Annotated in this window: 25 protein-coding genes and 2 pseudogenes; 12 read left to right on the top strand and 15 right to left on the bottom strand. The window is 63.0% G+C overall.

Features of this window, described 5'->3' with window-relative positions:
- Positions 1-243: 243 nt before the first annotated feature.
- Positions 244-1,455, top strand: a complete 1,212-nt coding sequence (gltS, locus tag AC13EY_RS00975) for a sodium/glutamate symporter (RefSeq protein WP_269688341.1) — start codon at positions 244-246, stop codon at positions 1,453-1,455.
- Here the strand turns inward: gltS and AC13EY_RS00980 are convergent.
- Positions 1,445-1,894 (bottom strand): OsmC family protein, encoded by a 450-nt coding sequence (locus AC13EY_RS00980; protein ID WP_233048622.1) that lies wholly within the window; start codon positions 1,892-1,894, stop codon positions 1,445-1,447. The two genes, gltS and AC13EY_RS00980, sit on opposite strands and share 11 nt — an antisense overlap.
- A gap of 93 nt (positions 1,895-1,987) precedes the next feature.
- Here AC13EY_RS00980 and AC13EY_RS00985 point away from each other — a divergent pair.
- From AC13EY_RS00985 to AC13EY_RS01010, 6 genes and pseudogenes are all read left to right on the top strand, one after another.
- Positions 1,988-2,245, top strand: a pseudogene (locus AC13EY_RS00985) (ArsR/SmtB family transcription factor); the annotation flags it as partial.
- Positions 2,151-2,633 (top strand): annotated as a pseudogene (locus tag AC13EY_RS00990) (YeeE/YedE family protein); the annotation flags it as partial. The pseudogenes AC13EY_RS00985 and AC13EY_RS00990, both read left to right, overlap by 95 nt.
- A gap of 105 nt (positions 2,634-2,738) precedes the next feature.
- Positions 2,739-3,158, top strand: coding sequence for a DUF6691 family protein (locus AC13EY_RS00995; RefSeq protein WP_269688339.1), 420 nt, complete (start codon positions 2,739-2,741; stop codon positions 3,156-3,158).
- Entirely contained in the window at positions 3,155-4,900 is a 1,746-nt protein-coding gene (locus AC13EY_RS01000; RefSeq protein ID WP_269688338.1) for a SulP family inorganic anion transporter, read from the top strand. Before AC13EY_RS00995 ends, AC13EY_RS01000 begins: the two co-directional genes overlap by 4 nt.
- A gap of 2 nt (positions 4,901-4,902) precedes the next feature.
- Positions 4,903-5,088, top strand: coding sequence for a YgaP family membrane protein (locus AC13EY_RS01005; RefSeq protein ID WP_233048625.1), 186 nt, complete (start codon positions 4,903-4,905; stop codon positions 5,086-5,088).
- Positions 5,089-5,118: 30 nt separating this feature from the next.
- On the top strand, positions 5,119-5,583 hold the full coding sequence (locus AC13EY_RS01010) for a c-type cytochrome (RefSeq protein ID WP_269688337.1): 465 nt from the start codon (positions 5,119-5,121) through the stop codon (positions 5,581-5,583).
- 76 nt (positions 5,584-5,659) lie between these two features.
- On the opposite strand, the gene AC13EY_RS01015 is transcribed toward AC13EY_RS01010, so the two are convergent.
- Entirely contained in the window at positions 5,660-6,337 is a 678-nt protein-coding gene (locus tag AC13EY_RS01015; RefSeq protein ID WP_233048627.1) for a cytochrome b/b6 domain-containing protein, read from the bottom strand.
- Positions 6,338-6,435: 98 nt separating this feature from the next.
- Positions 6,436-7,218, bottom strand: a complete 783-nt coding sequence (locus tag AC13EY_RS01020; protein ID WP_269688336.1) for an SDR family oxidoreductase — start codon at positions 7,216-7,218, stop codon at positions 6,436-6,438.
- A gap of 242 nt (positions 7,219-7,460) precedes the next feature.
- Here AC13EY_RS01020 and AC13EY_RS01025 point away from each other — a divergent pair, with 242 nt between their 5' ends.
- The 3 genes from AC13EY_RS01025 to AC13EY_RS01035 all read left to right on the top strand — a co-directional run bounded on the left by AC13EY_RS01025 (position 7,461) and on the right by AC13EY_RS01035 (position 9,626).
- Positions 7,461-8,009, top strand: coding sequence for a sigma-70 family RNA polymerase sigma factor (locus tag AC13EY_RS01025; protein ID WP_233048629.1), 549 nt, complete (start codon positions 7,461-7,463; stop codon positions 8,007-8,009).
- Entirely contained in the window at positions 8,006-8,722 is a 717-nt protein-coding gene (locus AC13EY_RS01030; protein WP_269688334.1) for an anti-sigma factor, read from the top strand. The genes AC13EY_RS01025 and AC13EY_RS01030 overlap by 4 nt, the downstream gene beginning before the upstream one ends.
- Before the next feature lie 124 nt (positions 8,723-8,846).
- Positions 8,847-9,626 carry a DUF4394 domain-containing protein gene (locus tag AC13EY_RS01035; RefSeq protein ID WP_269688333.1) on the top strand — a complete coding sequence of 260 codons (780 nt, stop codon included), beginning with the start codon at positions 8,847-8,849 and terminating at the stop codon, positions 9,624-9,626.
- A gap of 69 nt (positions 9,627-9,695) precedes the next feature.
- On the opposite strand, the gene fos is transcribed toward AC13EY_RS01035, so the two are convergent.
- From fos to AC13EY_RS01065, 6 genes are all read right to left on the bottom strand, one after another.
- Positions 9,696-10,112 (bottom strand): fosfomycin resistance glutathione transferase, encoded by a 417-nt coding sequence (fos, locus tag AC13EY_RS01040; RefSeq protein WP_269688332.1) that lies wholly within the window; start codon positions 10,110-10,112, stop codon positions 9,696-9,698.
- A 499-nt stretch (positions 10,113-10,611) separates the two neighbouring features.
- Positions 10,612-11,367, bottom strand: coding sequence for a sulfite exporter TauE/SafE family protein (locus AC13EY_RS01045; protein WP_269688331.1), 756 nt, complete (start codon positions 11,365-11,367; stop codon positions 10,612-10,614).
- 22 nt (positions 11,368-11,389) lie between these two features.
- Positions 11,390-12,175: an SDR family oxidoreductase gene (locus AC13EY_RS01050; protein ID WP_482876537.1), complete on the bottom strand. Its 786-nt coding sequence runs from the start codon at positions 12,173-12,175 to the stop codon at positions 11,390-11,392.
- 146 nt (positions 12,176-12,321) lie between these two features.
- Positions 12,322-13,251 carry an SDR family oxidoreductase gene (locus AC13EY_RS01055; RefSeq protein ID WP_482876539.1) on the bottom strand — a complete coding sequence of 310 codons (930 nt, stop codon included), beginning with the start codon at positions 13,249-13,251 and terminating at the stop codon, positions 12,322-12,324.
- Between the two features lie 2 nt (positions 13,252-13,253).
- Entirely contained in the window at positions 13,254-14,204 is a 951-nt protein-coding gene (locus AC13EY_RS01060; protein WP_482876541.1) for a bile acid:sodium symporter family protein, read from the bottom strand.
- The gene (locus AC13EY_RS01065; RefSeq protein WP_482876543.1) at positions 14,201-15,535 is read right to left on the bottom strand and encodes a flavin-containing monooxygenase; all 1,335 of its coding nucleotides are present in this window, start codon (positions 15,533-15,535) and stop codon (positions 14,201-14,203) included. The genes AC13EY_RS01060 and AC13EY_RS01065 overlap by 4 nt, the downstream gene beginning before the upstream one ends.
- Before the next feature lie 147 nt (positions 15,536-15,682).
- Here AC13EY_RS01065 and AC13EY_RS01070 point away from each other — a divergent pair, with 147 nt between their 5' ends.
- Together AC13EY_RS01070 and AC13EY_RS01075 are read left to right on the top strand one after the other, a co-directional pair.
- On the top strand, positions 15,683-16,660 hold the full coding sequence (locus tag AC13EY_RS01070) for an AraC family transcriptional regulator (RefSeq protein WP_482876545.1): 978 nt from the start codon (positions 15,683-15,685) through the stop codon (positions 16,658-16,660).
- 201 nt (positions 16,661-16,861) lie between these two features.
- The gene (locus AC13EY_RS01075; RefSeq protein WP_233048638.1) at positions 16,862-17,218 is read left to right on the top strand and encodes a GreA/GreB family elongation factor; all 357 of its coding nucleotides are present in this window, start codon (positions 16,862-16,864) and stop codon (positions 17,216-17,218) included.
- A 26-nt stretch (positions 17,219-17,244) separates the two neighbouring features.
- Here the strand turns inward: AC13EY_RS01075 and AC13EY_RS01080 are convergent, their stop codons facing one another.
- The 6 genes from AC13EY_RS01080 to AC13EY_RS01105 form a co-directional block, all read right to left on the bottom strand.
- Positions 17,245-17,637 (bottom strand): globin, encoded by a 393-nt coding sequence (locus AC13EY_RS01080; RefSeq protein ID WP_269688319.1) that lies wholly within the window; start codon positions 17,635-17,637, stop codon positions 17,245-17,247.
- A gap of 156 nt (positions 17,638-17,793) precedes the next feature.
- The gene (locus AC13EY_RS01085; protein WP_482876547.1) at positions 17,794-19,722 is read right to left on the bottom strand and encodes a methyl-accepting chemotaxis protein; all 1,929 of its coding nucleotides are present in this window, start codon (positions 19,720-19,722) and stop codon (positions 17,794-17,796) included.
- 126 nt (positions 19,723-19,848) lie between these two features.
- Positions 19,849-20,331, bottom strand: coding sequence for a nucleoside deaminase (locus AC13EY_RS01090; RefSeq protein ID WP_088277747.1), 483 nt, complete (start codon positions 20,329-20,331; stop codon positions 19,849-19,851).
- A gap of 58 nt (positions 20,332-20,389) precedes the next feature.
- Complete coding sequence (locus AC13EY_RS01095) at positions 20,390-21,181, bottom strand: ABC transporter permease (protein WP_147811359.1); 792 nt, start codon at positions 21,179-21,181, stop codon at positions 20,390-20,392.
- A complete protein-coding gene (locus AC13EY_RS01100) occupies positions 21,162-21,947 on the bottom strand; it encodes an ABC transporter ATP-binding protein (RefSeq protein ID WP_482876550.1) in 786 nt (261 codons plus the stop codon). Before AC13EY_RS01100 ends, AC13EY_RS01095 begins: the two co-directional genes overlap by 20 nt.
- A gap of 2 nt (positions 21,948-21,949) precedes the next feature.
- Positions 21,950-22,945, bottom strand: coding sequence for an ABC transporter substrate-binding protein (locus tag AC13EY_RS01105; RefSeq protein ID WP_482876552.1), 996 nt, complete (start codon positions 22,943-22,945; stop codon positions 21,950-21,952).
- Between the last annotated feature and the right edge of the window lie 128 nt (positions 22,946-23,073).

Here is a 23,073-nt window from a genome sequence, read left to right on the forward strand (position 1 = left end):
ATAGCCTTGGTCGACGACCAAGGCCGCTGCATCATGTTTGAACTCGACCGAAAAGGATCGACGTTGTTTGCTCATTGAACACCTCGCTGATGGCGATTCTACCGCCTAACTTGGTGTCCGGGATTAGTAGACCACTACAGCCGCACCAATAGCCAGCTGAAAGGAAATGGCGTTTGCTCGCCTCCCCGCCCCTGCGTATATGCTTATCCCCTGCTGCCCCACGCCACCAACTCGAGACCTGTCATGGAACAGACTGCTCTGCTGATCAACACGCCAACCACGCTGGCGCTGACGGTGATTGCCTTGTGGCTGGGCTACTGGATCAACCAGCGGGTCAGTCTGCTCAGCCGTTACAACATCCCGGCGGCGGTCAGTGGCGGGCTACCGATCAGTGCGCTGGTGGCGGTGCTGCAGTTGGTCAGTAATCGCGAGATTCAGTTTGATCTGCAGCTGCGCGATCTGCTGCTGATCGCCTTCTTCAGCACCATCGGGCTTTCGTCGCGGTTGCGTCAGTTGCTGGCCGGCGGGCGCGCGCTGGCGATCATGCTGGGGTTGGCGGTGGTGTTGCTGCTGTGTCAGAACCTGGTGGGTACGCTGCTGGCGCTGGGACTGGGGGAAAGCCCCGTGTACGGGCTGATTGGCGGCAGCATCTCGCTGGCCGGCGGCCACGGCACCGCGCTCACCTGGGGGCAGTTGTTCGAGGAACATTTCCAACTGGCCGACGCCAGTACCCTGGGGCTGGCGATGGCGACCGCCGGCCTGATCAGCGGTGGTCTGCTGGGCGGGCCCGTGTCGGCCTGGCTGATTCGCCGTCATGGGCTGGTGAGCACCGAGGTGGAGAGCGAGTTGCCGCATCTGGAAGGGCGCGGCAAGACCACGTACCTGATCGACCTGGATCATCTGCTTACTGCGGTCCTGCTGATCGCGCTGTGTTTTGCCCTTGGTGCCAGCGTCTACGACTGGCTGTCAGGCTTGGGCCTGCGGCTGCCGGCGTTTCTGACCGCCATGTTCCTCGGCATTGTGCTGGCCAACGGGCTGGATATGGCGGGCGTGGAGGTCGATGCCAGGCCGATTCAACTGGTTGGCGATCTGAGCCTGCAGCTGTTTCTCGGCATGAGCCTGATCAGCCTGCCGCTGCTGTCATTGCAGGGCGCGTTCGGAGTGATCGGCATCATGCTGCTGATACAGGCCGTGGTGATTACCCTGTTTACCGTGTTTCTGGTCTTCCCGCTGCTGGGCCGCAATTACGACGCGGCCTGTATCAGCGCGGGGTTTATCGGCATGGGGCTGGGCGCCACGCCAGTCGGCATCGCCAATATGGATGCCTTGACCAGCCGTTACGGCCCCAGCCCCAAGGCCTATCTGGTGATCCCGCTGCTCGGCGCCTTCTTTATCGACATTGCCAACGCCACGCTGGTGCAGACGCTGCTCGGCTTCGAGCTGTTCAGCCCTTGAGCTTGACCCCGTCGCTGTCGAGCACGGTGAGCTGAATCGGCAAGGCTGCCGCAACGCTCTGCGACACGGTACAGAATTGCTCGAATTGATCGAGAATCCGCTCCAGCCGCTCGAATGCGCTGGCCGGATGGCCCAGATGCAGGGTTACTTCCACGCCGACCACGCGCATGCGGTTCTCCTCGTTGCGCCCGATCAGCCCGACCGCCTCGGTGCGGATGCCGTCGTTCGGCTGGCGGAATTTGGCCAGGGCGAAGATCAGACTGTCACTCAGACAGTTGGCGATAGCGGTAACCAGCAGCTGGGCCGGGCTGGGGCCCTCGTTATTACCCAGTGGTGCCGGCTCGTCGGTGATCAGCGGTGGCGTGCCACCGCTGAAGCGGGCTTCAAATCGATAGCCCTGCTGCTGCTCAAGGGTGACTTCTACACGGTTTTCACTCATCGGGTGCTCCCTTTCGATTGGCGTGCTTGCAAACAATCTATTTTTTTATATATTGTTAGTCAATAGAATGTTCCGAGAGATCGTACTGCTGTCATGAATAACCAATCCGATATCCAGCGTCTGCGCAGCTCTGCTGATCAGGCCCACCAGCTGCTCAAGGCGCTGGCCAACCGTGACCGCTTGCTGCTGCTGTGTCAGCTGGTCGATGGTGAGCGCAATGTTGGTGAGCTTGAAGAGCTGCTGGGCATCGTCCAGCCGACCCTGTCGCAGCAACTGGCCGTGCTGCGCCGTGAGGGGCTGGTGGATACCCGCCGCGAGGGCAAACTCGTTTACTACCGTGTGGCCAGCCGTGAGGCACTGGCTATTCTGCATACCCTGTACGGCCTTTACTGCGCCGAGGAGACAGCTGATGAACATTGATTGGGCGGCGTTTACCCCGTTGTCGGCGTTGCTGGGTGGTGCCTTGATCGGCGCAGCTGCGGCATTGCTGATGCTGTTCAATGGCCGCATCGCCGGTATCAGCGGGTTGGTCGGCCGGCTGCTGACGCCGCAGGCGGGTAACGGCGAGGCGCTGCTGTTTGTGCTCGGGTTACTGCTGGCGCCCTGGATCTATCTGGCCGTGGCAGGCGAGATCAGCGTGCAGGTGGAGGCTGGCCCGCTCGCGCTGATCGTCGGCGGCCTGCTGGTGGGCTTTGGTTCGCGGCTGGGCTCGGGGTGTACCAGCGGTCACGGTGTCTGCGGGCTGTCGCGGCTGTCGCCGCGCTCGCTGGTCGCTACTCTGAGTTTTATGGGCGCGGGCTTTGTCACCGTGTTCGTGCTGCGTCATCTGCCGGGAGTCTGAATCATGCGTGGACTGATTGCATTGGCCAGCGGCCTGCTGTTCGGTTTCGGCCTGCTGATTTCGGGTATGGCCAATCCGGCCAAGGTGCTTGGGTTTCTCGATCTGGCGGGGGCCTGGGACCCTTCGCTGGCGCTGGTCATGGCGGGGGCGATTGGCGTTGCCTTCGTGCCCATGCAGTGGATTCAGCGTCGTGGTACTACCCTGCGCGGTGAGCAGGCACAGTTGCCGACCAGCCGCACCATCGACCGTCGGCTGGTGCTCGGCAGTCTGCTGTTCGGCGCCGGCTGGGGGGTAGCAGGTTTCTGCCCTGGCCCGGCTCTGGTTGCAGCGTCAGCCCTGATCCCGCAGGCACTGCTGCTGGTGGCCGCTATGCTGCTTGGCATGTGGCTGTTTGCCCTGTATGACCGCCAGGTGAAGGCGTGAGTCAGGATCTGCGCCTGCAACCGCCGGGCAGCAATGCGCTGTTCGGCTGGATGCGCCACTATCGGCGCGCCTGGCTGGCGGGTGATCTGACAGCCGGCCTGGTGGTTGGCATCATGATCATCCCGCAGAGCATGGCCTACGCCATGCTCGCCGGGTTGCCGGTGCAGATCGGCTTGTATGCCAGCATTTTGCCGCTGATCGGTTATGCATTGCTGGGCAGCAGTATGACCCTGTCGGTCGGGCCGGTGGCGGTCACCGGCTTGATGACCGCCACTCTGCTCGCGCCGCTTGCGACGGTTGGCTCCGCTGATTACCTGCAGTTGGCGATCTGGCTGGCGCTGCTGTCGGGGCTGATGCTGCTGGGGTTCGGCTTGCTGCGCCTCGGTTTTCTGGCGAATTTTCTCAGCCATCCGGTGATCAGCGGCTTTATCAGCGGTGCGGCGATTCTGATTGTGCTCAGTCAGTTGCCGAAGCTGCTCGGCCTGCGTGGCTGGCCGGATTCCCCACTTGATCTGCTGGGCAGCTGGAATACCGGCAATTCACTGGTGCTGGCGATGGGGTTGGTCGCGCTCGGCTGGTTGCTGTATGCGCGCGGAAAGCTGGCTGGTCACCTGCGCGGGCTCGGCCTGTCTGCGACACTCGCCAGTCTGCTGGCCAAGCTGGCGCCGATTCTGGTGGTGGTGCTGGGTGTGGTGATTACCCTGCTGGCCGATTTGCCCAGCAAGGGCGTCCCGGTAGTCGGGGAGATTCCCGCCGGACTGCCGGAGCTGGTGTGGAATACGCCGGATCTGTCGGCGCTGCGCTCATTGCTGCTGCCGGCGGCGTTGATCAGTCTGGTCAGCTTTGTCGAAAGTGTCTCGATCGCCCAGTCACTGGCGCGGCGCAAGCGCCAGAGCATCGACCCGGATCGCGAACTGCTCGGGCTGGGTGCCGCCAACATTGGTGCCGGTCTGAGCGGCGGCTTTGCCGTCTGTGGCGGCTTCTCCCGCTCCAGTGTCAACATCGAGGCCGGTGCCAATACACCGCTTGCCGGCGTCTTCTCGGCGCTGCTGGTTGGTCTGATTCTGATCAGCATCGCGCCGCTGTTTGCCTGGTTGCCGCAGGTTGTGCTGGCGGCGGTGATTCTGGTTGCAGTGGTGCCGCTGGTCGATCTGGCCAGCTTGCGCCGGGCCTGGCGTTATGACCGGGCCGAAGGTCTGACCCTGCTCAGCACCGCCGTTGGCGTGCTGGTGCTGGGGATCGAGGCGGGCATCGTGCTGGGCGTGTGTTTTGCCATCGTCGCCCAGCTCTGGCGCGGCAGTCGCCCCCACGTGGCAGTGGTCGGCCGGGTGCCGGATACCCACTACTTCCGCAATACCAAACGCCATCTGGTTGAAATTGAACCGCACCTGCTGGCCCTGCGGATCGATGAAAACATCTTTTTTGCCAACACCAAGGCGGTCGAACAGGCCATTTCACAGGCGCTGGCCGACTATCCTGATACCAGAGAAGTGTTACTGATTCTGTCAGCGGTCAACCACATCGACAGCACTGGGCTGGACATGCTCAGCGAGCTGACCGAAGGGCTGCGCGAGCGGGACATTCGTCTGCACCTCGCGGAGGTCAAGGGCCCGGTCATGGATCAACTGCAGCACACCGACTGGATACGGCAGCAGATCGCCGGGGTTTTCCCCAGCACGGATATCGCCTTCAACACCCTGGGCAAGGTCAGAGACCGCGCCCCAGAGCACTCAGGAGAGTAGCCATGAAAGCCAATGTAGGTACTATTGACCGTGTTCTTCGCATCCTCGCAGGAGTCGTGCTGATTGCCCTGACCCTGACCGGCACCATCGGTTTGTGGGGCTGGATCGGGTTGGTGCCGCTGGCAACCGGCGTCTTTCGCTTCTGCCCGCTGTATCCGCTGCTCGGGATCAACACCTGCGGAAAGTGAAGCGTCATAACAGTAAAAAAAGGAGTTTGTATGAAAACCGTGATGACAACCCTGCTGGGCTCCGCCCTGCTCGCTGCCAGCCTGTCCGCCGCTGCGATGGACCCCGAGAAGCAGATTGAAACCCGTCAGGCCGGTTTCAGCTACATGGCCTGGAACATGGGCAAGATCAAGGCGCAGGTCATTGATGGCAGCGTCGAGTACAACCAGCAGCAGGTAGAAGCCGCTGCCAATACCATTGCTGCGATTGCCAACTCGGGCATCGGCGCGCTGTTTGGTCCGGGTACCGAGAAGGACATCGGCGATGTGCGTACCAGTGCAGATCCGTCGCTGTTTGAAAACATGCAGGATGTGGCTCAACTGGCCGGCAACATGGGTACCGCCGCCAACACCCTGGCCGAGAAAGCGGCAACCGGCGACCAGTCGGAAATTCGCCTGGCGTTCGCCGAAGTGGGCAAGACCTGCAAGGCCTGCCACGACAAGTACAAGATGGACTGAGTCGTCAGGTTAGCCGACAAAACCCGCCAATTGGCGGGTTTTTGTTTGATCGGGCGGTTATCGGCCTTCCCGGGGCTTACCAGGCTGGCACGGCGGGCGCCGGCGGCGGTGCGGGAATCCAGGTGCCGGTGGCAAACCAGATGGCTGCGCCGGCGATGACCAGCGTGATGATCAGCGCAACCCAGCCGCCGCCCCTGACCTGTTCAACCTGATTGGCCGGCACCTCTGCCTTGCCGTGAATCATCGGACCAACCAGGTTCTTGCCGCGCAGGCGGTACAGCACAATGGCGAGAATGTGCAGCGCCAGCAGGGCGTAGATCAGCTCTTCGGTGGAACGGTGCCAGCCGCTGAGCAGGCTGCCGGTGTCGCTCGAAGCCAGTCGGCTGAGCGGACCATAGAAGGCCACGTCGTCGTTACTGAACAGCCCGGTTACTGCCTGAAACGCCATCAGCCCCAGCAACGCGAATACCGACAGCGCGCCGATCGGATTATGCCCCAGTGCCTGCCAGCGGCCGCCCAGATAGGCCTTGATACGAGCCGGTGTCGGAAAGAAGCTGGCAAAGCGTGAGTGGGTCGAGCCACAGACGCCCCAGACCAGACGGAAGGCCAGCAGGCCGACGACCGCGATGCCGAAGCGCTCGTGCCATTCGATCCAGTTGCCGCCGAGGCTGATGGTCACCAGCGCGCCGGTGACGGTCAGTGCCAGCAGCCAGTGAAACAGACGCAGGGGAAGATCCCAGACCAGGGTTTTCATTGGGGCAGACTCGTGGTTGTCGGAAAGAGGCTGCAAGGCTACCCCTCTGCAGCCCGCGCTCGCAAGCGTCTGGGCTGCGGGGTGCGCTGATATGTCGCTCAGGGCTGCATGTGGCGACCGAGTTTGTCGCGCAGCAGCTCCGGGTTGTTGCCGGCGGCCTTGTCCAGCTCGGCCAGCTCCTCGGGGATGTACCAGTGCAGCTGGTCCGAGTGGTAGCTGTCCCACACCGCCCTGGCTACTTCAATGGCCTCAATCAGCCGGAATGGCCCCTTGTCCGGCGCCGCCGCCATCATCTCCTCGCTGGGCATCCCGGTCCGGATCAGCCCCGGCAGCGCGTCGGCGCAGCGAATATCGTAACGGCGAAACTCGTTCGACAGCGCCTCGGTCAGGCCCTTTACCGCGTGCTTGCTGGCCGAGTAGACCGCAATCAGCGGCATGCCCATGGTGGCGGAAGAAGACGAGGTGTTGAAGCACAGCGCATTCGGAGTTGCCTTGAGCAGCGGCAGCGCGCTGTGGGTCCCGTTAAGCACGCCGATGACGTTGACGTTGATGATCTTCAGCTGATCCTCGAACGGCATTTCGTCGAAGAAGCCGCGCATGACGATGCCGGCGTTGTTGAACAGAATATCCATGCGCCCGCCGGTGGCTTCGCCAAAGGTAGCGACCGCGGCGTCAAACTGACCCTTGTCGCTGACATCCAGCGTCTGGATCACGCAGTTGTCGGCGCCGAGTTCTGCCTGCAGCGCCTGCAGACCGCCCAGATTCAGGTCAAAGGCACCGATAAACCAGCCCTTTTCGTGGAACAGCCGCGCGGTTTCGCGGCCCATGCCCGACGCTGCCCCGGTGATGAAAATCGCCTGCCGCCCTGCTGCCAGTGTCATGCGCCTATCCTCTTGTTGGTGTTGTGGATGGTTCGACGTTAGCACCGCAAGGCGGCCTTGGGAGCCAACCGCCAGTGGGGCTGATTGATGGGCAATCAGTGGCGTGATGGTGCCGTGGGTCGCTTGGCGCCGAAACAATTGCTCATTAAAAAGCTGGTTTTTCTCGGCCTGGACATCTGCAGGTTGTGCTCAGCGGTATAGCCTTCAGCAAGGCAAAGGGTGATCGCATACAGGAACAGCGCATGTCGGGCAGCGAATTCGATTATGAAGGTACTCTTGAAGCATGCGCCGGCGGCGACCGCGCGGCGTTCAAGCGCTTGTATCAGCAGGAAGCAGGTCAGTTGCTGGGCTTGGCGATCACCCTGCTGGGGCGGCGCGATCAGGCGGAAGATTGCCTGCACGATGCGCTGCTCAAAGTCTGGGTCAATGCCGACCGCTTCGATCGCAGCCTGGGCTCCGGCCGGGCCTGGATCTACAGCATCCTGCGTTACCGCGCGCTCAACCAGCTGCGCGGCCGCAAGCAGCTGGTGGCATCCAATGACGGCTTTATCAACGACATGGCGGACGAGACAGCTCAGGCCGAAGAACTGGCCGATGCGCGTTCTTCTGCGCGCCAGCTGCGGGACTGCCTGCGGCTGCTGGAGCGCCCGCGTCGCCATCCGATTTTGCTTGCGTTCTACCGGGGCCTGACCCATGACCAGATTGCTGCGCGTCTGAGCGCGCCGCTGGGCACCATCAAGGGCCGAATCCGCGCCGGATTGCGCGCACTACAGGAGTGTCTGCAGCCATGATTCCGCAAGCGCCCGAGCAGCGCCGTGCTCTGATCGGCGAATACGTCCTGGGCTTGCTGGAGGAGCCCGAGGCCACAGAAGTCCGCGAACTGATCGAGCATGACCGTGATGCCGCCAGTATGGCGCTGGAATGGGAGCGTCATCTGCTTGATCTGGCTGATGCCCTGCCCGCGCAAACGCCCTCACCGGCACTCTGGCAACGCCTGCAGCAAAGCCTTGGCTGGCAGTCGTCAGTCGATCAGGCGGATAGCAGCCTGGCCCGTTGGTGGAACAGCCTCGGCCTCTGGCGCCTGACCAGCGCCGGCCTCGCCCTGCTGGTGCTGCTCAGCTGGCTGCCAGGCGTGCTGCGTGACAGCGCCTCTGGCCCCAGTTACACCGCCGTGCTGCAGGTGCCGGGCGAAAGTGCGCGGCCGGGATGGGTGATCACCGTGGACGCCAGCGGCACCTTGCACCTCGAATCGCTGGTGGCCGATCAGATTCCACCGGACAACAGCGTGCAGTTCTGGACCCTGATCGATCCCAAGGACGGCCCGCGCTCGCTCGGTTTGATCGAACCGGGCAAGGGCGTCACCCTCAGCGCCGAGCAGATTGGCGCGGTGCAGGCCGGCCAGCTGTTCGAGCTGACGCTGGAGCCCAAGGGCGGCTCGCCGCTCAATCGGCCGACCGGTCCGGTGCTGTATATCGGGCGGGCGGTGCTGACCGCCAGCAATTGAGGGAGAAAAAAGGTTTGCGCGCTGACATCCAGCGTGTGTGGTGGCGGGTATAGCTTGCAGGTGTCTTGCAAAAGCACCACGACAGACGGGCTTTCCGTCACCACCTGCAAGCGAGGATTCACCGATGAAAACAATCAATACCCTGATTCTGAGCAGCTCCCTTGTACTGGCCGCCAGCGGCGCCAGCGCGGCACAACTGATCGCCCTGGGTCAGGACGGCATGTTGCACAAGGTCGATATCGACAGCCTGAGTGTCACCGGCAGCATGATGGTCAGCGGCGCCAGCGACCTGCGCGGTATCGACGTGCGCCCGGCCAACGGCATGCTCTACGCCCTCAGCGGCGGCGACGGCATCTACACCATCAACACCGCCAACGGTGCGGCAACCGCGGCCACCACACTCAAGTCCGCGTTGCCCGGTGACGCCGCCGCGGTCGTTGACTTCAACCCCAAGGCTGATCGCCTGCGCCTGCTCGCTGCCGATGGCACCAACTTCCGCGTCAATGTTGATAACGGCGACGTTGCGGTCGACGGCAGCGTTGCCTACGCCGCCGAAGGTGCCTACGCTGGGCAGACCGCTCAGGTCGTCGCCGGTGCCTACACCAATTCCTACCCCGGCACCGAAACCACCGAGCTGTTCACCGTGGATCTGGCTACCGGCATGTTGATGCTGCAGAACCCGCCGAACGACGGTGTCCAGCAGGCCGTCGGCGAACTCGCCAAGGGCCTCAATGGAGCCGCCATGGATATCGTCAGTAATGGCAGCGGCAACAACACCGCCTACGTGCTGACCGGCAAGACCCTGCACACGGTTGATCTGGCAACTGGCACACCGACCACGCTGGGCGAGGTCGCCGGTCTGGCAGACGGGATTGTCGATATCGCCGTGCTCGGCAGCATGTAAGCCCGGCTGAAGGGAACCGCCCCGCGCGCTGGCGCGGGGTTTTTTGTGTCTGGGTTATGGTGCTGTCGATCAGCTGCGTGGCGGGTTTGAGTGCCACCTCAGGCCGCGGTAAGGAGCTTTTTCAAGTGCCCTTAATCGTGACTCTAGTGAACCGCAGTGCAGTTCGAGCTTGTGCCCGTCTGGGGCCAGCAGATAGAGCGAGTCGCCCTCGCTGCTGTTCTTTTGCCATTGCTGCACGGCCAGGTCCGGCAAGCGTGCGCGCAGCGCAGCCAATGCGTCTACCTGCATTGAGAAGGCGATATGGCTGTAGTCCGCAGCGGGTTTTGGCTGCCCAAGATTCAGGCAGAACCACAGTTCACCTGCACTAAGGTAGGCGCCTTTATCCCAACTGACATGCAACTGCATGCCCAGCAGGTCGCGGTAGAAAGTGATCGATGTGCCGAGGTCGCGGACAGTAATCGTGATGTGGTTGAGGGCCTGGATCATGGCGTCTGTCGAGAACCGAAGGTGCGAGCAGGGCGATGGCATGAACTGCCCCGACAACCTCGCGGGTGGCGGCGTCAGTTTTTGCAGCCGTTCTTGTCGCAGGTAATGCGCTCGGAGGATTGTACCCAGTGATGTGCATTCTCTCGGGTGTTAAATCCGCACCCGGTTCTACCGCCTTTGCTGCCCGAATGAACGATACCAGTAGGGGTGTGCTTCACGGCCATGATCCTTCTCCTTTGCGTGGCTATTACGTCCTTTTTGGCGTTACGTCTCTGCAGGGCTGCTGCAGAGTAAGAAGTGTAGTCGATGAGTTGCGGCAGGGCGAAAGCCATGGGGCACGGAGGCCCGGACTGCGATGAGCCGATTAACTTGCGTATTCGGCTCATTAAGTGAGCCGAATATCGGCTATGTTTGGGGCGTGGACGGCGGAAACGAGCGTAGCGCATTGTTGGTGGAGACGCCGCTGGCTTACTCCACCCTACCGTGCCGCGTTGGCCCGTCAGAGCACCGCCTTGCCCAGCAACAACACGCCGGTCACCACCAGCAGCCCGTATACCACCTGCCGAAAGCGCTGTTCGTTCAGGCGGTGATGGAGGACTTCGCCGAGGATGACGCCGATCACCAGCAGCGGCAGGTAGCTGGCGATGCGTGGCAGGTTGGGCAGCAGGCTGCCGTCGAGCAGGAACAGCACGGTCATGCTGCTGTTGAGGGTGAACCAGACGCTGATCAGGGTGGCGCGCAGCTGGCTCTTGTCCAGTCGGGTGCCGGCCAGCGCGTAGACCAGCAGCGGGCCGCCGGAGGCGAACAGGCCGTGGGTCAGGCCGGCGCCGAGGGTCAGGCTGCGGCTCAGCCAGCTCGGGTGCGGCGGGCTGATATGACCACGGAACATGCGTAGCAGCTCACGACCGGCAAACCACAGCACCAGCACACCGAACAGTGCCTTGAGCAGCTCGCCGCTGAGCCACGGCCGCAGTCCGTAACCGAGCAGCATACCGATCAGCATCAGCGGCAGGATCAGTTTGAGCAGGGTCGGCCAGTGAATGTGCTGGCGGTTGCGCCAGGCCAGATAGCCGCTCATGCAGATATTGAGCGGCACCAGTACCGGCAGCATGGCCGGAATCGGCAACAGCAATGCGCCGAGCGACAGGGCAATGACGATACTGCCGAAGCCGGTGATGGCTTCGATGGTGTAGGCCAGCAGGATAAACAGCCCCAGCCATAGCCAGGGATTGAGCAGCAGGGTGTCGAGGGACATGGTGTTTTCTTGTAGTGGAGGATTAGCCCAGCTCACCGGCAAAGCGCTTGCGCACCTGGCGCAGATACAGCGCCGGGGCAAAACGCCAGAGCAGGCTGCCGAAGCGGGAAACCGGTTCGGGCAGCAGCCAACGGTGCCGTTTTACCAGGGCTTCGTCAATCAGGCCGACCATCCATTCCGGGGTGCGCATGCCGCCGACCATGGAGCGCGCGTGGCTGGCGGGTTTGCCGTCCTTGCCCAGGGCATTGTGCTCGATCGGGGTGTCGAGAAAGCTCGGGTAGACCATCAGCACGTGGATGTTGTCGCGCTCCAGCTCCAGTCGCAGCACCTCGAAGAACTGGGTCAGCGCGCCCTTGGCAGCGCAATAGGCGGCGCGCCCCGGTACCGGCATCCAGCCGGCCATTGAACCGATGCAGAGAATCTCGCCTTCACTGGCGCGCAGCAGTGGCAGCGCAGCCATGGTCAGCTCAACCGGACCCTGCCAGTCCACCGCCATGACCCTGCGGAACACCGCCGGATCGGTCTGATGCGCTGGTGAGCGGTGGGTGATGCCGGCGTTGTTGACCAGTCGATCAAGGCGACCGAAGTGGTCGCTGGTGGCCTTGATCAGCCGCTGAATGTCGTCGGCGCTGGTGATATCGGCGGTCACGGAGAGCACCCGTGTGGGCGCGTTCAGTTCCTCTTCACGCTGCTTGAGCAGCGCCTCGTTGACGTCGGCCAGCACCAGGCTGTGACCGGCGTCGAACCAGCGCTTGGCCATCGCCCAGCCGAGGCCGGAGGCGGCGCCGGTGATTAAAATAACCTTCATGGGGGGCTCCCTTTGGTCGCAGCGGCAAGCTTCAAGCTGTAAGCCTCAAGCGGGCCGCTGCATCCTTTGCATTTGGGGTTAGCGCCTCACTGCCGGGCGCGCTGAGTGGTTTTCGCTTATCGCTTGAAGCTTGTGGCTTGCAGCTATTACTGCCTCAGGCCGCGCTGCTCAATGAAGTAGTCGAAGGTCTCCGCCGACGTCTTCTGCAACTGATACCCAAACTCCTCCTTCAGCCGCCGGTTGCTCAGCACCGGGCGGTAGCGCAGGAAGTTGATCTGCTCCGGGCCGGTGGGTTTGCCGAGCCATTTGGCGACCTGCAGCGCGCTTTTCAGAATCCACGGTGAGACGGTCAGCAGCGGTTTGTTCAGCTTCCGGGCGATTTCGCGCATGGTCAGGGCGCCGTCGCCGGCCATGTTGAAGATGCCCTGGCGGTCGTCACGGATGCCCATCTCCATCGCCGCCAGTACGTCCTGATCCCAGATGAAGACGAAGGGCGAGTCGCTGCCCTTGATGGCCAGCACGCGCCTGGCTTCGAACAGATTGGTGATCTGGTTGCGGGTTTCGCTGCCGAGCACGGTGCCCGGGCGGAAGATCAGTTGCGCCAGAGCCGGATGTTCGCGGCGGTACTCTGCCAGCAGTTCCTCGATCTGGCGCTTGTGATCGGAGTAGGCGAACTCGCGGTTGCCGCGGATGGCGTCCTGTTCGTCAATCCAGGCCGGGTTATCAGGGTAGTAGCCGTAGGCTGCGCCGGAACTGGTCACGGTCAGATGCTGCACCCCAGCCTCCACGCAGGCCTTGAGTACGTTGCGGGTGCCGTTGACGTCGATGTCGAAGTCGCGTTCGCGGTCCTTCGAGGCCTGCAGGATAGACGCCAGATGCACCACGTGGGTGATCTGCTCGCGTTTGAGCAGATCGACCAGGCCGGTGTCGCGGATGTCCATGACCTGCAGCGGAAAATCCAGATCGTCACGGCTGCGGATGTCGGTGCCGATGACGTAAAAGTCCCTGGCCAGGCGGTTGCCAAGTTGATGACCGATATAGCCGGCGGCGCCGGTGATCAGAATGCGTTTGCTCATGGTTACAGGCTCTGCGATACGCCGCGGCGAGCGGCTTCTTGTTGTTGTTCGTGGCGTTCGGTGCGGCGGCTCTGACGTGCCCACAGCTGCGACAGGGTCAGCCCGGAGACCAGATGCCAGACGCCCCAGAAGGCCGTGATCAGCATCATGCCGCCGGCGTCGGGGAAGAAAGTGAAGAGGATCACCAGCCCCAGGCCGGAGTTCTGGATGCCCACTTCCATGGTCACCGCGCGGCGGTCAGCCAGCGGCAGGCGCAGCAGCCTTGCCATGCCGTAGCCCAGGGTCAGCGCCAGCAGGTTGTGGGCGACCACCAGCCAGAAGAAGCTGTGGAAGCGTTCGATAAACAGATCGAAGTTGTTGGTAAAGGCGATGGCGACAAAACCGAGGAACACCAGCAGCGAGATCACCCGCAGGGGCTTTTCGCTGCGCGTCACCAGCGCCGGCCAGCGCTTGCCGCTGACCATGCCAAGCAGCAATGGCAGGGCCAGTACCAGCAGCACGATGACCAGAATGCCGGTCGGGTCGAGGCTGATCTGGGTCAGGTACTCGCGGGTGTGCGGGTTGAGCCAGCCATAGAAGGCAAAGTTGAGCGGCGTCAGCACCGTCGCGGCCAGACTGGAAACCGCCGTCATGCTGACGGAAACGGCGACATTGCCGCGGCCCAGCCAGGTCATGACGTTGGAGAAACTGCCACCCGGGCAGGAGGCGACCAGGATCATGCCCAGCGCCAGTTCCGGATCGATGTTCAGCAGCCAGGTGAACAGGCAGGTAGCGGCCGGCAGCAGCAGAAACTGCGCAATCAGCCCGGCTACCGGCGCCACCGGCGCCTTGAGGATGCGCTTGAAGTCATCCAGCGTCAGGCTCAGCGACACGCCGAACATCATCGCCGCCATGATCAGGTTGAGGGTGATCAGGCTGGCCGGGTCGAACTGGATCGGCAGCGCGCCGCTCATGTCGCCGGCACCGGCTGCGGTGCGGCCTGCTCAAGACCGGCCTCCAGCTCGGTGATGTGCTGGTGCAGGGCGTCCAGATAGGCATCCTTGTTGACGTAGTAGGCCATGCGCGCGAGCTTGATGTAGTCGTAGCCACCGTCCAGATTGGTGGTCGCCTTCTGCCGTTTGGTGGCGGCAAAGCTGGCCGCCTGGGCGCTGCCCTGACGGTGCCGGTGAATATACAGCGCGGTCAGCCTGGCCTGCAGGTTGCGGCCTTCCCAGCCGAGTCCGGCGGCCTCGATCATGCCCATCATGAACAGGTTGTCGTACTCGGGGTGGAACACGTTCAGGTACAGCTGCGGTGCATCCAGCGCCGCCGGCCAGTTCAGGTGCTCGCGCTTGATGAACGGGTAATCCAGCTGATACCCGGTGGCCAGCAGAATCAGGTCGTATTCGGCGCTTTCGCCGTCGACAAAATCAACCCGGTTGCCGTCCATGCCCTGAATGTCGCGGCGGGCGTGGATATCGCCATGACCCAGGTGATGCAGGATCAGCGAGTTGACCACCGGGTGCGACTCGTACATGCGGTAGTCCGGATCGGGCAGCCCGTAGTCCGAGGGCTTGCCCATGATGAAGCGGATCAGGGCAGCGTCCATGCGCTGCTTCAGCGGGCGTGGCAGCTTGAACTTGCGGCCGGCGCTGAGGGTATCGGTCGGCTTGCCCTTGATGAATTTGGGCAGGAAGTAATAGCCACGGCGCAGGCTCATATCGACTGATTTGGCGTGGTGCACCGCATCGACCGCGATGTCGGCGCCGGAGTTGCCGCAGCCGACGATCAGCACCCGCTTGCCCTTGAACACTTCGGCGCTGCGGTACTCGGCCGAGTGCATGATCTGGCCGTCGAAGCGGCCAGGCAGGCTCGGCCGGTTCGGCGTGTGCAGGGTGCCGTTGGCGATCAGCAGACCTTCGAAGCGGCGGCTCTGCTCCTGGCCGTCGCGCTCGGTAACAATGGTCCAGAAGGTACCGTCGCGGGTCACGCTGAGCACCCGGGTGTTGAATTCGTAATGACGGTACAGATCAAAGTGCCTGGCATAGGCCTGGAAGTAGCGCTTCATCTCGCTGTGGTGCGGGTACAGCGCGACGCTGTCTTCCATCGGGAATTCGGCGAACTCGGTCATCCGCTTGGAGGAGATCAGGTGCGCGCTGTCGTACATGGTGCTGTGCGGATTGTCGATGTCCCACAGCCCGCCAACGTCGCTGTGCAGCTCAAGGCCGATGAAGGGAATGTCCAGCTTCTGCAGGTTGCGGGCAGTGGCCAGACCCATAGGGCCGGCGCCGATGACAGCGTACATGGGGATACCTCATTTGTTCTTGTCGTTGTTATGGGCCCTGCTCTGCGCATGTTACATCCGGACGGCGGCAGGGTATGATCACGAGTCTAGCCAAACGCCCTGCGGCGGTATCGGACAAAACGGGACAGGAATCCGGCAATTCAAGCCATGTCGAGCGTCGATCACAGCGTTACTCCCCTCTACGCCCAGGCCCTGCTGCAGTCCGCCCAGCGCCAGGGTATTACCCTGCCCGCCGACCTGATTGCGCGGCTGCAGGGTAACGAGCGTATCCCGCTGGCGGTGCAGGATGAGCTGTGGGAGTGCTACTGCGAGCTGGCTGCCGATCCACTGGCCGGTCTGCGGCTGGGGCTGGACATCCAGGTCGGCCATCTCGACAGCGCCGGCATGCTGCTGGTGACCTGCGAGACCCTTGGTGAAGCGCTGGCCGAGCAGGTTGAGTATGCGCCGCTGATCGGCGCCGGTGGCGAGTTTCAGCTGCTGCGTGACGGCGATGAGATGGCCATCGACTACCTGCCGCAGCTCAAGGTGCGGCAAGCCGAACGGGTTGAGGCGGTGCTGGCCGGCCAGCTGAATCTCACGCGCTGGGCGACCGGCGGCCGATTCACCCCGAGCGGTATCTGGCTGGCCCACGCCCCGCTGGCGCCGCTGGAAGACTACCGCGCGTTGATCGACTGCCCGCTGCACTTCGAGGCGGGCTTCAATCGCATCACGTTCTCTGCCGATCAGCTCGAGCTGCCGCAGATTCAGGCCAACAGTGCCCTGCGCGATCACCTGCGCCAGCTCGCCGACCAGACCCTCGCCAGCCTCGGCCAGCACAGTCTGGCCGCCGAGGTGCAGGCGCAGGTGCGCAGTCAGCCGCGCTGGGGCAAGGAGCGGATTGCCGAGCAGTTGGGTCTGAGCGGCCGCCACCTCAACCGCAAGCTGGCTGAGGAAGGGCTGTCGTTCAAGATCCTGCGCGAATCGGTGCTGCAGGAGATGGCCTGTCAGGCCTTGCAGCAGGGCCGCCTGGGCGTGGCGCAGATTGCCGAGCAGCTGGGCTTTTCCGACGAGAACGCCTTTGTCCGTGCGTTCCGCCGCTGGCAGGGCGAGACGCCGGCGCGCTACAAGGCCGGGTTTGGCCGCTGAGCCGGCACCACGGCTTGCCTTTAATTGCCGCTGGCGTATGGTATGCCTACTGTTGTTTCTTCTAGTGGAGCTGTGCGCGTGCCCTTCATTGTCAGCACCCCTGCTGTCGTCTTCCTGATCTGAGCCGGGGCGGTTCGTCCGCGCCCGGCTGCCGTTATCGGTTTTCCCTTTTCCCTTTTTCCCTTGCTGGAGACTGCAGACATGACGTCTGTTGCTGTTGGCGCACATCCGCGCCTGCGCGCGCTGCTGCGCGATCGTGGGGCCTGGTATCTGACCGGGCCGCAGGAGCTGGCCAGTGTGATTGGTCGGCTGGAACGGCTGGAGCGTGATGCCAGCCCTGACCTGGCTCGACCCGGCAGCTATCTTTTGCTGCTCGACCTGACCAGCCAGACCCTGTTCAACTTGCGCCTGTGCGAGCGCAGTCGCGGGGCACAGGAGATCTCGATCTTCTCACCGCTGGGTGCCCGCTTGCTGGCCGCTCGGGCCGGCGATGTGGTGACGCTGGAGGGGTTTGGTTCTGGCTGGCGCCTGCTGCTGGTGCAGGTAAGACCGGGCTGAGCCTTCGCCCGCAGGCCGGCACCGGTTCAATAGCCGGCCTGAATCACTTCAATGCCCTTGGCCAGCACATCGCGCCAGGCGTAACTGACCTCGGGTGTCGCCTGCCGGTCGTGCAACTCTACGGTGCGCACCAGGGCGTCGACCCAATAGGTGTAGAGATGTGGCTGGATATTGAGGTTCTCGCGCGAGTGCGATTTGGCCAGCGCCTGCAGTTTGGTGGGCGGCAGGCCGCGGGAGAACAGCACCAGATTGAGGATGCCCTGGCGCAGCAGCAGTTTCTGCGCGGGCATATCGGTGTTGGTGAACTTGGCGCGGACTTCCGGCGAACTTTGCAGGAATTGCTGGTAGAAGTCGTCGAAAAAGGTAGCAGACGCGCAGCAACGGCCGTAGCTCTGCATGACAATATCAGGGGCTTTCATGGTGATCCTTGCGGTGCAGCAACGTGACGCGGGGCGCGGAGTGTAACAGGTTCTGCCGCGCCGCTCGCTGCTGGCAATTTGCCGCCGCGCACCGCTCTAAAACGTGGGTTGCAGTCCTTTAACCGTAACCCGCAAGGGCGCTGGATACGCATGCTGCTATAACTGGAAGCGCTCCATCTGCTGACGCAGACTGGCCGCCAGCCGGGACAGCGTCTGACAGTCAGCCTGGCAGGCACGTACTTCATCCGCCGTGGCGTGCGCCAGGTCAGCGATACCCTGGGCATTGCGGGTAACGTCCTCGGTGACGCTGGACTGTTCCTCGGTGGCGGTGGCGACCTGGTGGTTGATGTCGCTGATCTGCTCGACCTGGCCGGCAATGGTCTGCAGCGACTCACCCGCCTCTCGGCTGGCTTCAACCCCGCTGGCGGTGGCGTTCAGGCCGGCGCGCATGGCGCCAACCGCCTGCTCGGCGCGGCTCTTGAGCGATTCGATCATTTGCTGGATTTCGTCGGTCGATGCCTGGGTGCGGCTGGCCAGGGTACGGACTTCGTCGGCGACCACGGCAAAGCCACGGCCCGACTCCCCTGCCCGCGCCGCCTCGATGGCGGCATTCAGCGCCAGCAGGTTGGTCTGCTCGGAAACGCTGCGAATCACCGTCAGCACCCGGTCGATGGAGGTGATCTGGTCTGCCAGTTCGGTCACTGAGTCGGCGGCGCGGCCAATGTCGGCGGACATACGTTCAATCGCCTCGACTGAGCGGCCAACCACGGCTCTGCCCTCGACCGCTTCGGCCTGCGCGGCGCTTGAGCTGTTGGCAGCGCTGTTGGCATTGCGTGCGATCTCCTGCACGGTCAGCCCCATTTCGTGGGCAGCGGTGGCGACCAGATCGGTCATCTCATGCTGGCGCACGGCGCGCTCGGCGGTGTTATCGACCACTTGCGCTACCTGTGTGACGGCGCTGCTCAGCTGACGACTGGTGATAAGTACATCGCTGATCAACTGGCGTTGACTGGCGACGAAGGCGTTAAAGCCGCGGGCCAATTCGCCCAGTTCGTCGTCACGCTTGTCGTCCAGTCGGGCGTTCAGGTCGCCGCCGCCGGCCGAGATGGCGCCTAGGGCTTGCGACACGCGGCGCAGCGGTTGCACCAGGCCGCGCACCAGCAGGGCCATCAGCGCCAGTGCCAGCAGGCCGACGGCACCCGCGATCAGGCTGGTGCGCAGCAGCGCGGCGCGGGCGTCGGCGTAGATTTCGTCTTCCGGCACCAGACTGACCAGGGTCAGGCCGAGGCGTTGCAGCGGCTGTGCGCTGGCCAGCCAGGCTTCGTTGTCACGCTGAAAACGCACCGGCTCACTGCCTGCGGTCAGTGTGTTGGCCGCCTCGACGCTGGTCAGGTCACTCAGGCTGCGGCTGTCGTTGAAGCTGGCGTTGGGGTGAACCTTGACCTGTTGATCTGCGCCGATCAGGAAGACCACGCCGCGCTCGCCAAACTGAAAGCCGCCAATCAGCTCCGACAGGCTCTGCAGGCTGTAGCCCAGACCGGCGACGCCAAGGGTCTTGTCCTTGAGGGCGATGCGTTGATTGATGAACAGTGTCGGCAGGCCAGAGGTCTTGTCGGTGTCAATTGAGGCGACCTGATCCTGGTCGCCGTCGACCAATGTATAAAACCAGCTGTCTGCCGGGTTGTCGCGACTCATCACCCGAATCTGGCCCTGCTCGGAGTAGAAATTGCCGCTTTCCAGGACGGCGATGCTGGTGGTGAGTGCGTTCTGCTGCTGCTTGACGCCATCCAGATAGCGGGCGAAGGCACTCATCCGGATCGGGTTCTCGCCATAGGCCAGCCAGTCCTGCACCAGGCTGTTGCCGGCGATGGCCTCGGTCGCCGAAATCGGTCCGGCCAGGGTGCGTTCCAGGTCGTTGCGAATGGCGCTCACCTGCGCGGGTAATGCTTGCTTGATCAGATAGCGCTCGGTCATCTGGTGCAGCACCGAGGAGTAGATCAGCACCACAATCAGGGTGGTGACGCCCAGCGCGGCGCCCATACTGATGATCAGCTGCCATTGAATACTGCGTTTCCAAAGGGTCATGGACGTGCTCTCGACAAAGCCTGACCGTCGCCACAGGTGCAGAGCCTGCGGAGGGGCAACGGTCAGGGGGAGGTAGAGGGGCTGCGGTGGCAGATGAGCCGGGCAAGTCGCCTGTAGCCCCGATAATCAGTCTTTCCAGAAGTCTTCGTGGACGCGGATGGATTCCTCTTCCAGCAGTGGGCCGATCACCTCGACGCTGCGCTGGCCGGACTCGAATACCGTGCGGCAGGGCAGATCCAGCGTCGGGTTTTCCGGGTGGTTGCCGGTCATGTCCTTCAGGCGCTTTTCGCTGGCGCCGTAGACCACCCGGCCCACGCCGGCCCAGTACACCGCGCCGGAGCACATGGCGCAGGGTTCGGCGCTGGTGTACATCGTGCAGCCGGCCAGCACCTCGGGGCTGTAGGTGGTATTGGCGCGGGTCATCAGCACCCGCTCGGCGTGGCCGGTCATGTCGTGATCGGGCAGAAAGGCGTTCAACTGCTCCATCAGGACGTTACCGTCGGCGTCGACCAGGATGGCCGCGAACGGGTGGATGCCTTGTTTGCCGGCTTCTTCAGCCAGCCGGAAGCTTTCACGCAGAAAATAAATATCGCGTTCGGTATGACTCACGGGGGGGTGTCCTTGCTTGTAGCTTGAAGGCCGGCGGCGCAGGCACCGCCGGCTGTTATCACTTCTTCTTCGGCAGGCTCCAGGCGAAGAAGATCTGTTGCGTCCACTGCACCGACTTGAACAGCAGCAGGCTGACAATGGCGAGGAAGAACAGACCGGCAAAGGCCTGCGGAATCTTGAAGAACGAGGTCGAGAACTGGATGAAGTAGCCCAGCCCCTCTTCTGCGGCGACGAACTCCGCCACCACCGCACCGATGATCGCCAGGGTGATCGCCACTTTCAGGCCGCTGAAGATGTGCGGGATCGCATACGGAATGCGGATCTGCCAGGTTTCCCGGCGGGTCGGTGCATCCAGCGAGCGGCTCAGTTCGATCAGTTCGGCCGGCGTCTCGTTGATCCCGGTCGCGGTCGAGACTACCAGCGGGAAGAAGGTCAGCAGGCAGGTGATCAGCACCCGCGACGGATCATCCGAGCCCATCATCACGATGATCAGCGGTGCTACCGCAACCACCGGGGTGGATTGCACCACCACCAGCATCGGGTACAGGGTGCGTGAGAGAAACTCCGAGCGCATCATCGCAATGGCCAGCGGAATGCTGATCACGATGGACAGGGCAAAGCCCATCAGCGCCACCCGCAGGGTAGCCCACAGGTGCATCATCCAGCGGCTGAACTCGACGTCGAAGAACGCCTTGGCGATTTCGCTCGGTGCCGGCAGCACGTAGGTCGGCAGCTCGAAGATGCGGCAGACCAGCTCCCAGAGCAGGATCAGGCCGACAAAGAACAGCCACGGCGACAGGTTCAGCAGCAGCGCGCGACGCGCGGCGGCGTCAGTGGGCGTCCGGCTCATAGATGTGTTTCCTTATGCGGTCAGTCAGCTCACTGAAACGGGGTTGCTTGATGGTGTCCGCGCTGCGCGGGCGGGGCAGATCCACTTCGATCAGATCGAGCACGCTGCCCGGGCGCTTGCTCATCACCAGCACGCGGTCGGCGAGCAGCACCGCCTCGGAGATCGAGTGGGTGATAAACAGCACGGTTTTCGGGTTTTCGTCCCAGATTTTCAGCAGATCGAAGCCAATCTGCTCACGGGTCATTGCATCCAGTGCCGAGAACGGTTCGTCCATCAGCAGAATATCGGGGTTGAGCAGCAGGGCGCGGACAATGCCGACCCGCTGCTGCATGCCGCCGGACAGCTCGTCCGGCATCTTGTCGGCAAAGGCCTCCAGACCGGCCATCGCCAGCAGTTCGTTGGCGCGCTTTTCGTCCTGGGACGAGTAGCGACCAAACTTGTGCTTGAGCGGGAACAGCACATTCTTGCGAACAGTCAGCCACGGCAGCAGGGTCGGCTTCTGAAACACGATGCCAACGTCGTCACGGGGGCCGTCTACCTGCTTGCCGAAGACGCTGACTGTGCCTTCGCTTGGAACCAGCAGACCCGATACCATGCGCAGCAAGGTGGACTTGCCGCAGCCGGAGGGGCCTACGACCGCCACAAACTCGTGGCGGTTGATGTCGAGGTCGATGTTTTGCACCGCCATCGGACTGCCGGGGGGCGGGTCATAGCGATGACCGACCCCTGACATCCGCACGAAAGCGCGTTCGCTAGTGTGCTCCATGGTTACTCCGCTACAGGCATGAAGTCGCGGTTGACGATGGTTTCCGGATCCAGCGAGTCAACACTCAGCTCGTTGGCCTTGGCGACCCACTCCCAGGTGGAGGCGATGCGCTCGGGGGTCATGGTGCCCAAACCGTCGGCTTCGCTGATCTCGTTGAAGGTCAGCGGCATGGAGTCGGCGATCTGCGCGGTGGCAACCGCGGCGTCTACTTCCGGCACCATGGTGTGCAGGTCGGCGGCAGCCAGTTCCGGGTGCTCGTGGGTGAAGCGCAGGGACTTGTCATAGGCGCGCATGAAGCGCTTGGCAACGTCTGGCCGCTCGGTCAGGAACTTGTCTGCAGCAACAACAGCGGAGCTGTACAGCGACAGGCCGGCATCCGACCAGCGGATCACGTTGATGTCCTTGCCGGCGGCCGCAGCCTGCTGCTTGAACAGCGCAATGTTGGTGACCCAGGCGATGATGGCGTCGGTGTTGCCGGTGACCAGCATCGGGCCCAGGGCGCCCGGGTCGGATTTGGTCAGGCTGACCGCGTCGGCGGGCATGCTGTTGGCTTCCAGCACCAGCGGCAGAAATGCGTTGGAGGAGGTGAACGGCGAGGTCGCTACCTTCTTGCCAGCGATGTCGGTGAAGCTGTTGATGCCGCTGTCGGACAGCGCGAAGAAGGCGTGCGGGCCCTGGTTGAAGATCATGTAGACGGCGCTGACCGGCACGGTGTCCTGCGCGCGGGCGGCCATCAGGGCGCCGATATCGGCGCTGCCGATGTCAGCCTGGCCGGTGGCGATCTTGGTGATGGCATCAGTGGAGCCGCGACCACTGGCAACGGTGACTTCCAGCCCTTCGTCGGCGAAGAAGCCTTGCTGGATACCGGCGTAGACCGGAGCCTTGTCGCCCCCCGGCAGCCAGTCCAGTTGGTAGGTAACCTTGTCGGCTGCAGCGGCGAACCCGCTGGCAGACATGGCGATGACCATCGCCAGAACGCCGGACGCTTTTTTCAACATGAGTCATTCTCCAGAGTGATGTGCTTGGCTTTTTATCCTGACCAGTTGGGCAGGTTTTATTTCTATTCAGCAAGTTGCGGGCCAGCTTTCGGAAATGTCGGAAATTGGCTGAAAACTCCGTGTTGTCA

Source organism: Halopseudomonas sp. L-58, from assembly GCF_056859475.1.

What these genes read in the sequence shown, in the direction of transcription:
- AC13EY_RS01065 (WP_482876543.1), bottom strand. Translation starts at nt 15,535, where the DNA reads ATGTACGCTGTCATCGGCGCCGGCCCTATGGGTCTGGCCACTGCCCGC.
- AC13EY_RS01085 (WP_482876547.1), bottom strand. Translation starts at nt 19,722, where the DNA reads ATGACCCTTTGGAAACGCAGTATTCAATGGCAGCTGATCATCAGTATG.
- AC13EY_RS01045 (WP_269688331.1), bottom strand. Translation starts at nt 11,367, where the DNA reads ATGTCCCTCGACACCCTGCTGCTCAATCCCTGGCTATGGCTGGGGCTG.
- AC13EY_RS01070 (WP_482876545.1), top strand. Translation starts at nt 15,683, where the DNA reads ATGTCGAGCGTCGATCACAGCGTTACTCCCCTCTACGCCCAGGCCCTG.
- AC13EY_RS00995 (WP_269688339.1), top strand. Translation starts at nt 2,739, where the DNA reads ATGCGTGGACTGATTGCATTGGCCAGCGGCCTGCTGTTCGGTTTCGGC.
- AC13EY_RS01105 (WP_482876552.1), bottom strand. Translation starts at nt 22,945, where the DNA reads ATGTTGAAAAAAGCGTCCGGCGTTCTGGCGATGGTCATCGCCATGTCT.
- fos (WP_269688332.1), bottom strand. Translation starts at nt 10,112, where the DNA reads ATGATCCAGGCCCTCAACCACATCACGATTACTGTCCGCGACCTCGGC.
- AC13EY_RS01100 (WP_482876550.1), bottom strand. Translation starts at nt 21,947, where the DNA reads ATGGAGCACACTAGCGAACGCGCTTTCGTGCGGATGTCAGGGGTCGGT.
- gltS (WP_269688341.1), top strand. Translation starts at nt 244, where the DNA reads ATGGAACAGACTGCTCTGCTGATCAACACGCCAACCACGCTGGCGCTG.
- AC13EY_RS01030 (WP_269688334.1), top strand. Translation starts at nt 8,006, where the DNA reads ATGATTCCGCAAGCGCCCGAGCAGCGCCGTGCTCTGATCGGCGAATAC.
- AC13EY_RS01035 (WP_269688333.1), top strand. Translation starts at nt 8,847, where the DNA reads ATGAAAACAATCAATACCCTGATTCTGAGCAGCTCCCTTGTACTGGCC.
- AC13EY_RS01010 (WP_269688337.1), top strand. Translation starts at nt 5,119, where the DNA reads ATGAAAACCGTGATGACAACCCTGCTGGGCTCCGCCCTGCTCGCTGCC.
- AC13EY_RS01015 (WP_233048627.1), bottom strand. Translation starts at nt 6,337, where the DNA reads ATGAAAACCCTGGTCTGGGATCTTCCCCTGCGTCTGTTTCACTGGCTG.
- AC13EY_RS01005 (WP_233048625.1), top strand. Translation starts at nt 4,903, where the DNA reads ATGAAAGCCAATGTAGGTACTATTGACCGTGTTCTTCGCATCCTCGCA.
- AC13EY_RS01050 (WP_482876537.1), bottom strand. Translation starts at nt 12,175, where the DNA reads ATGAAGGTTATTTTAATCACCGGCGCCGCCTCCGGCCTCGGCTGGGCG.
- AC13EY_RS01095 (WP_147811359.1), bottom strand. Translation starts at nt 21,181, where the DNA reads ATGAGCCGGACGCCCACTGACGCCGCCGCGCGTCGCGCGCTGCTGCTG.
- AC13EY_RS01080 (WP_269688319.1), bottom strand. Translation starts at nt 17,637, where the DNA reads ATGAAAGCCCCTGATATTGTCATGCAGAGCTACGGCCGTTGCTGCGCG.
- AC13EY_RS01020 (WP_269688336.1), bottom strand. Translation starts at nt 7,218, where the DNA reads ATGACACTGGCAGCAGGGCGGCAGGCGATTTTCATCACCGGGGCAGCG.
- AC13EY_RS01055 (WP_482876539.1), bottom strand. Translation starts at nt 13,251, where the DNA reads ATGAGCAAACGCATTCTGATCACCGGCGCCGCCGGCTATATCGGTCAT.
- AC13EY_RS01060 (WP_482876541.1), bottom strand. Translation starts at nt 14,204, where the DNA reads ATGAGCGGCGCGCTGCCGATCCAGTTCGACCCGGCCAGCCTGATCACC.
- AC13EY_RS00980 (WP_233048622.1), bottom strand. Translation starts at nt 1,894, where the DNA reads ATGAGTGAAAACCGTGTAGAAGTCACCCTTGAGCAGCAGCAGGGCTAT.
- AC13EY_RS01025 (WP_233048629.1), top strand. Translation starts at nt 7,461, where the DNA reads ATGTCGGGCAGCGAATTCGATTATGAAGGTACTCTTGAAGCATGCGCC.
- AC13EY_RS01075 (WP_233048638.1), top strand. Translation starts at nt 16,862, where the DNA reads ATGACGTCTGTTGCTGTTGGCGCACATCCGCGCCTGCGCGCGCTGCTG.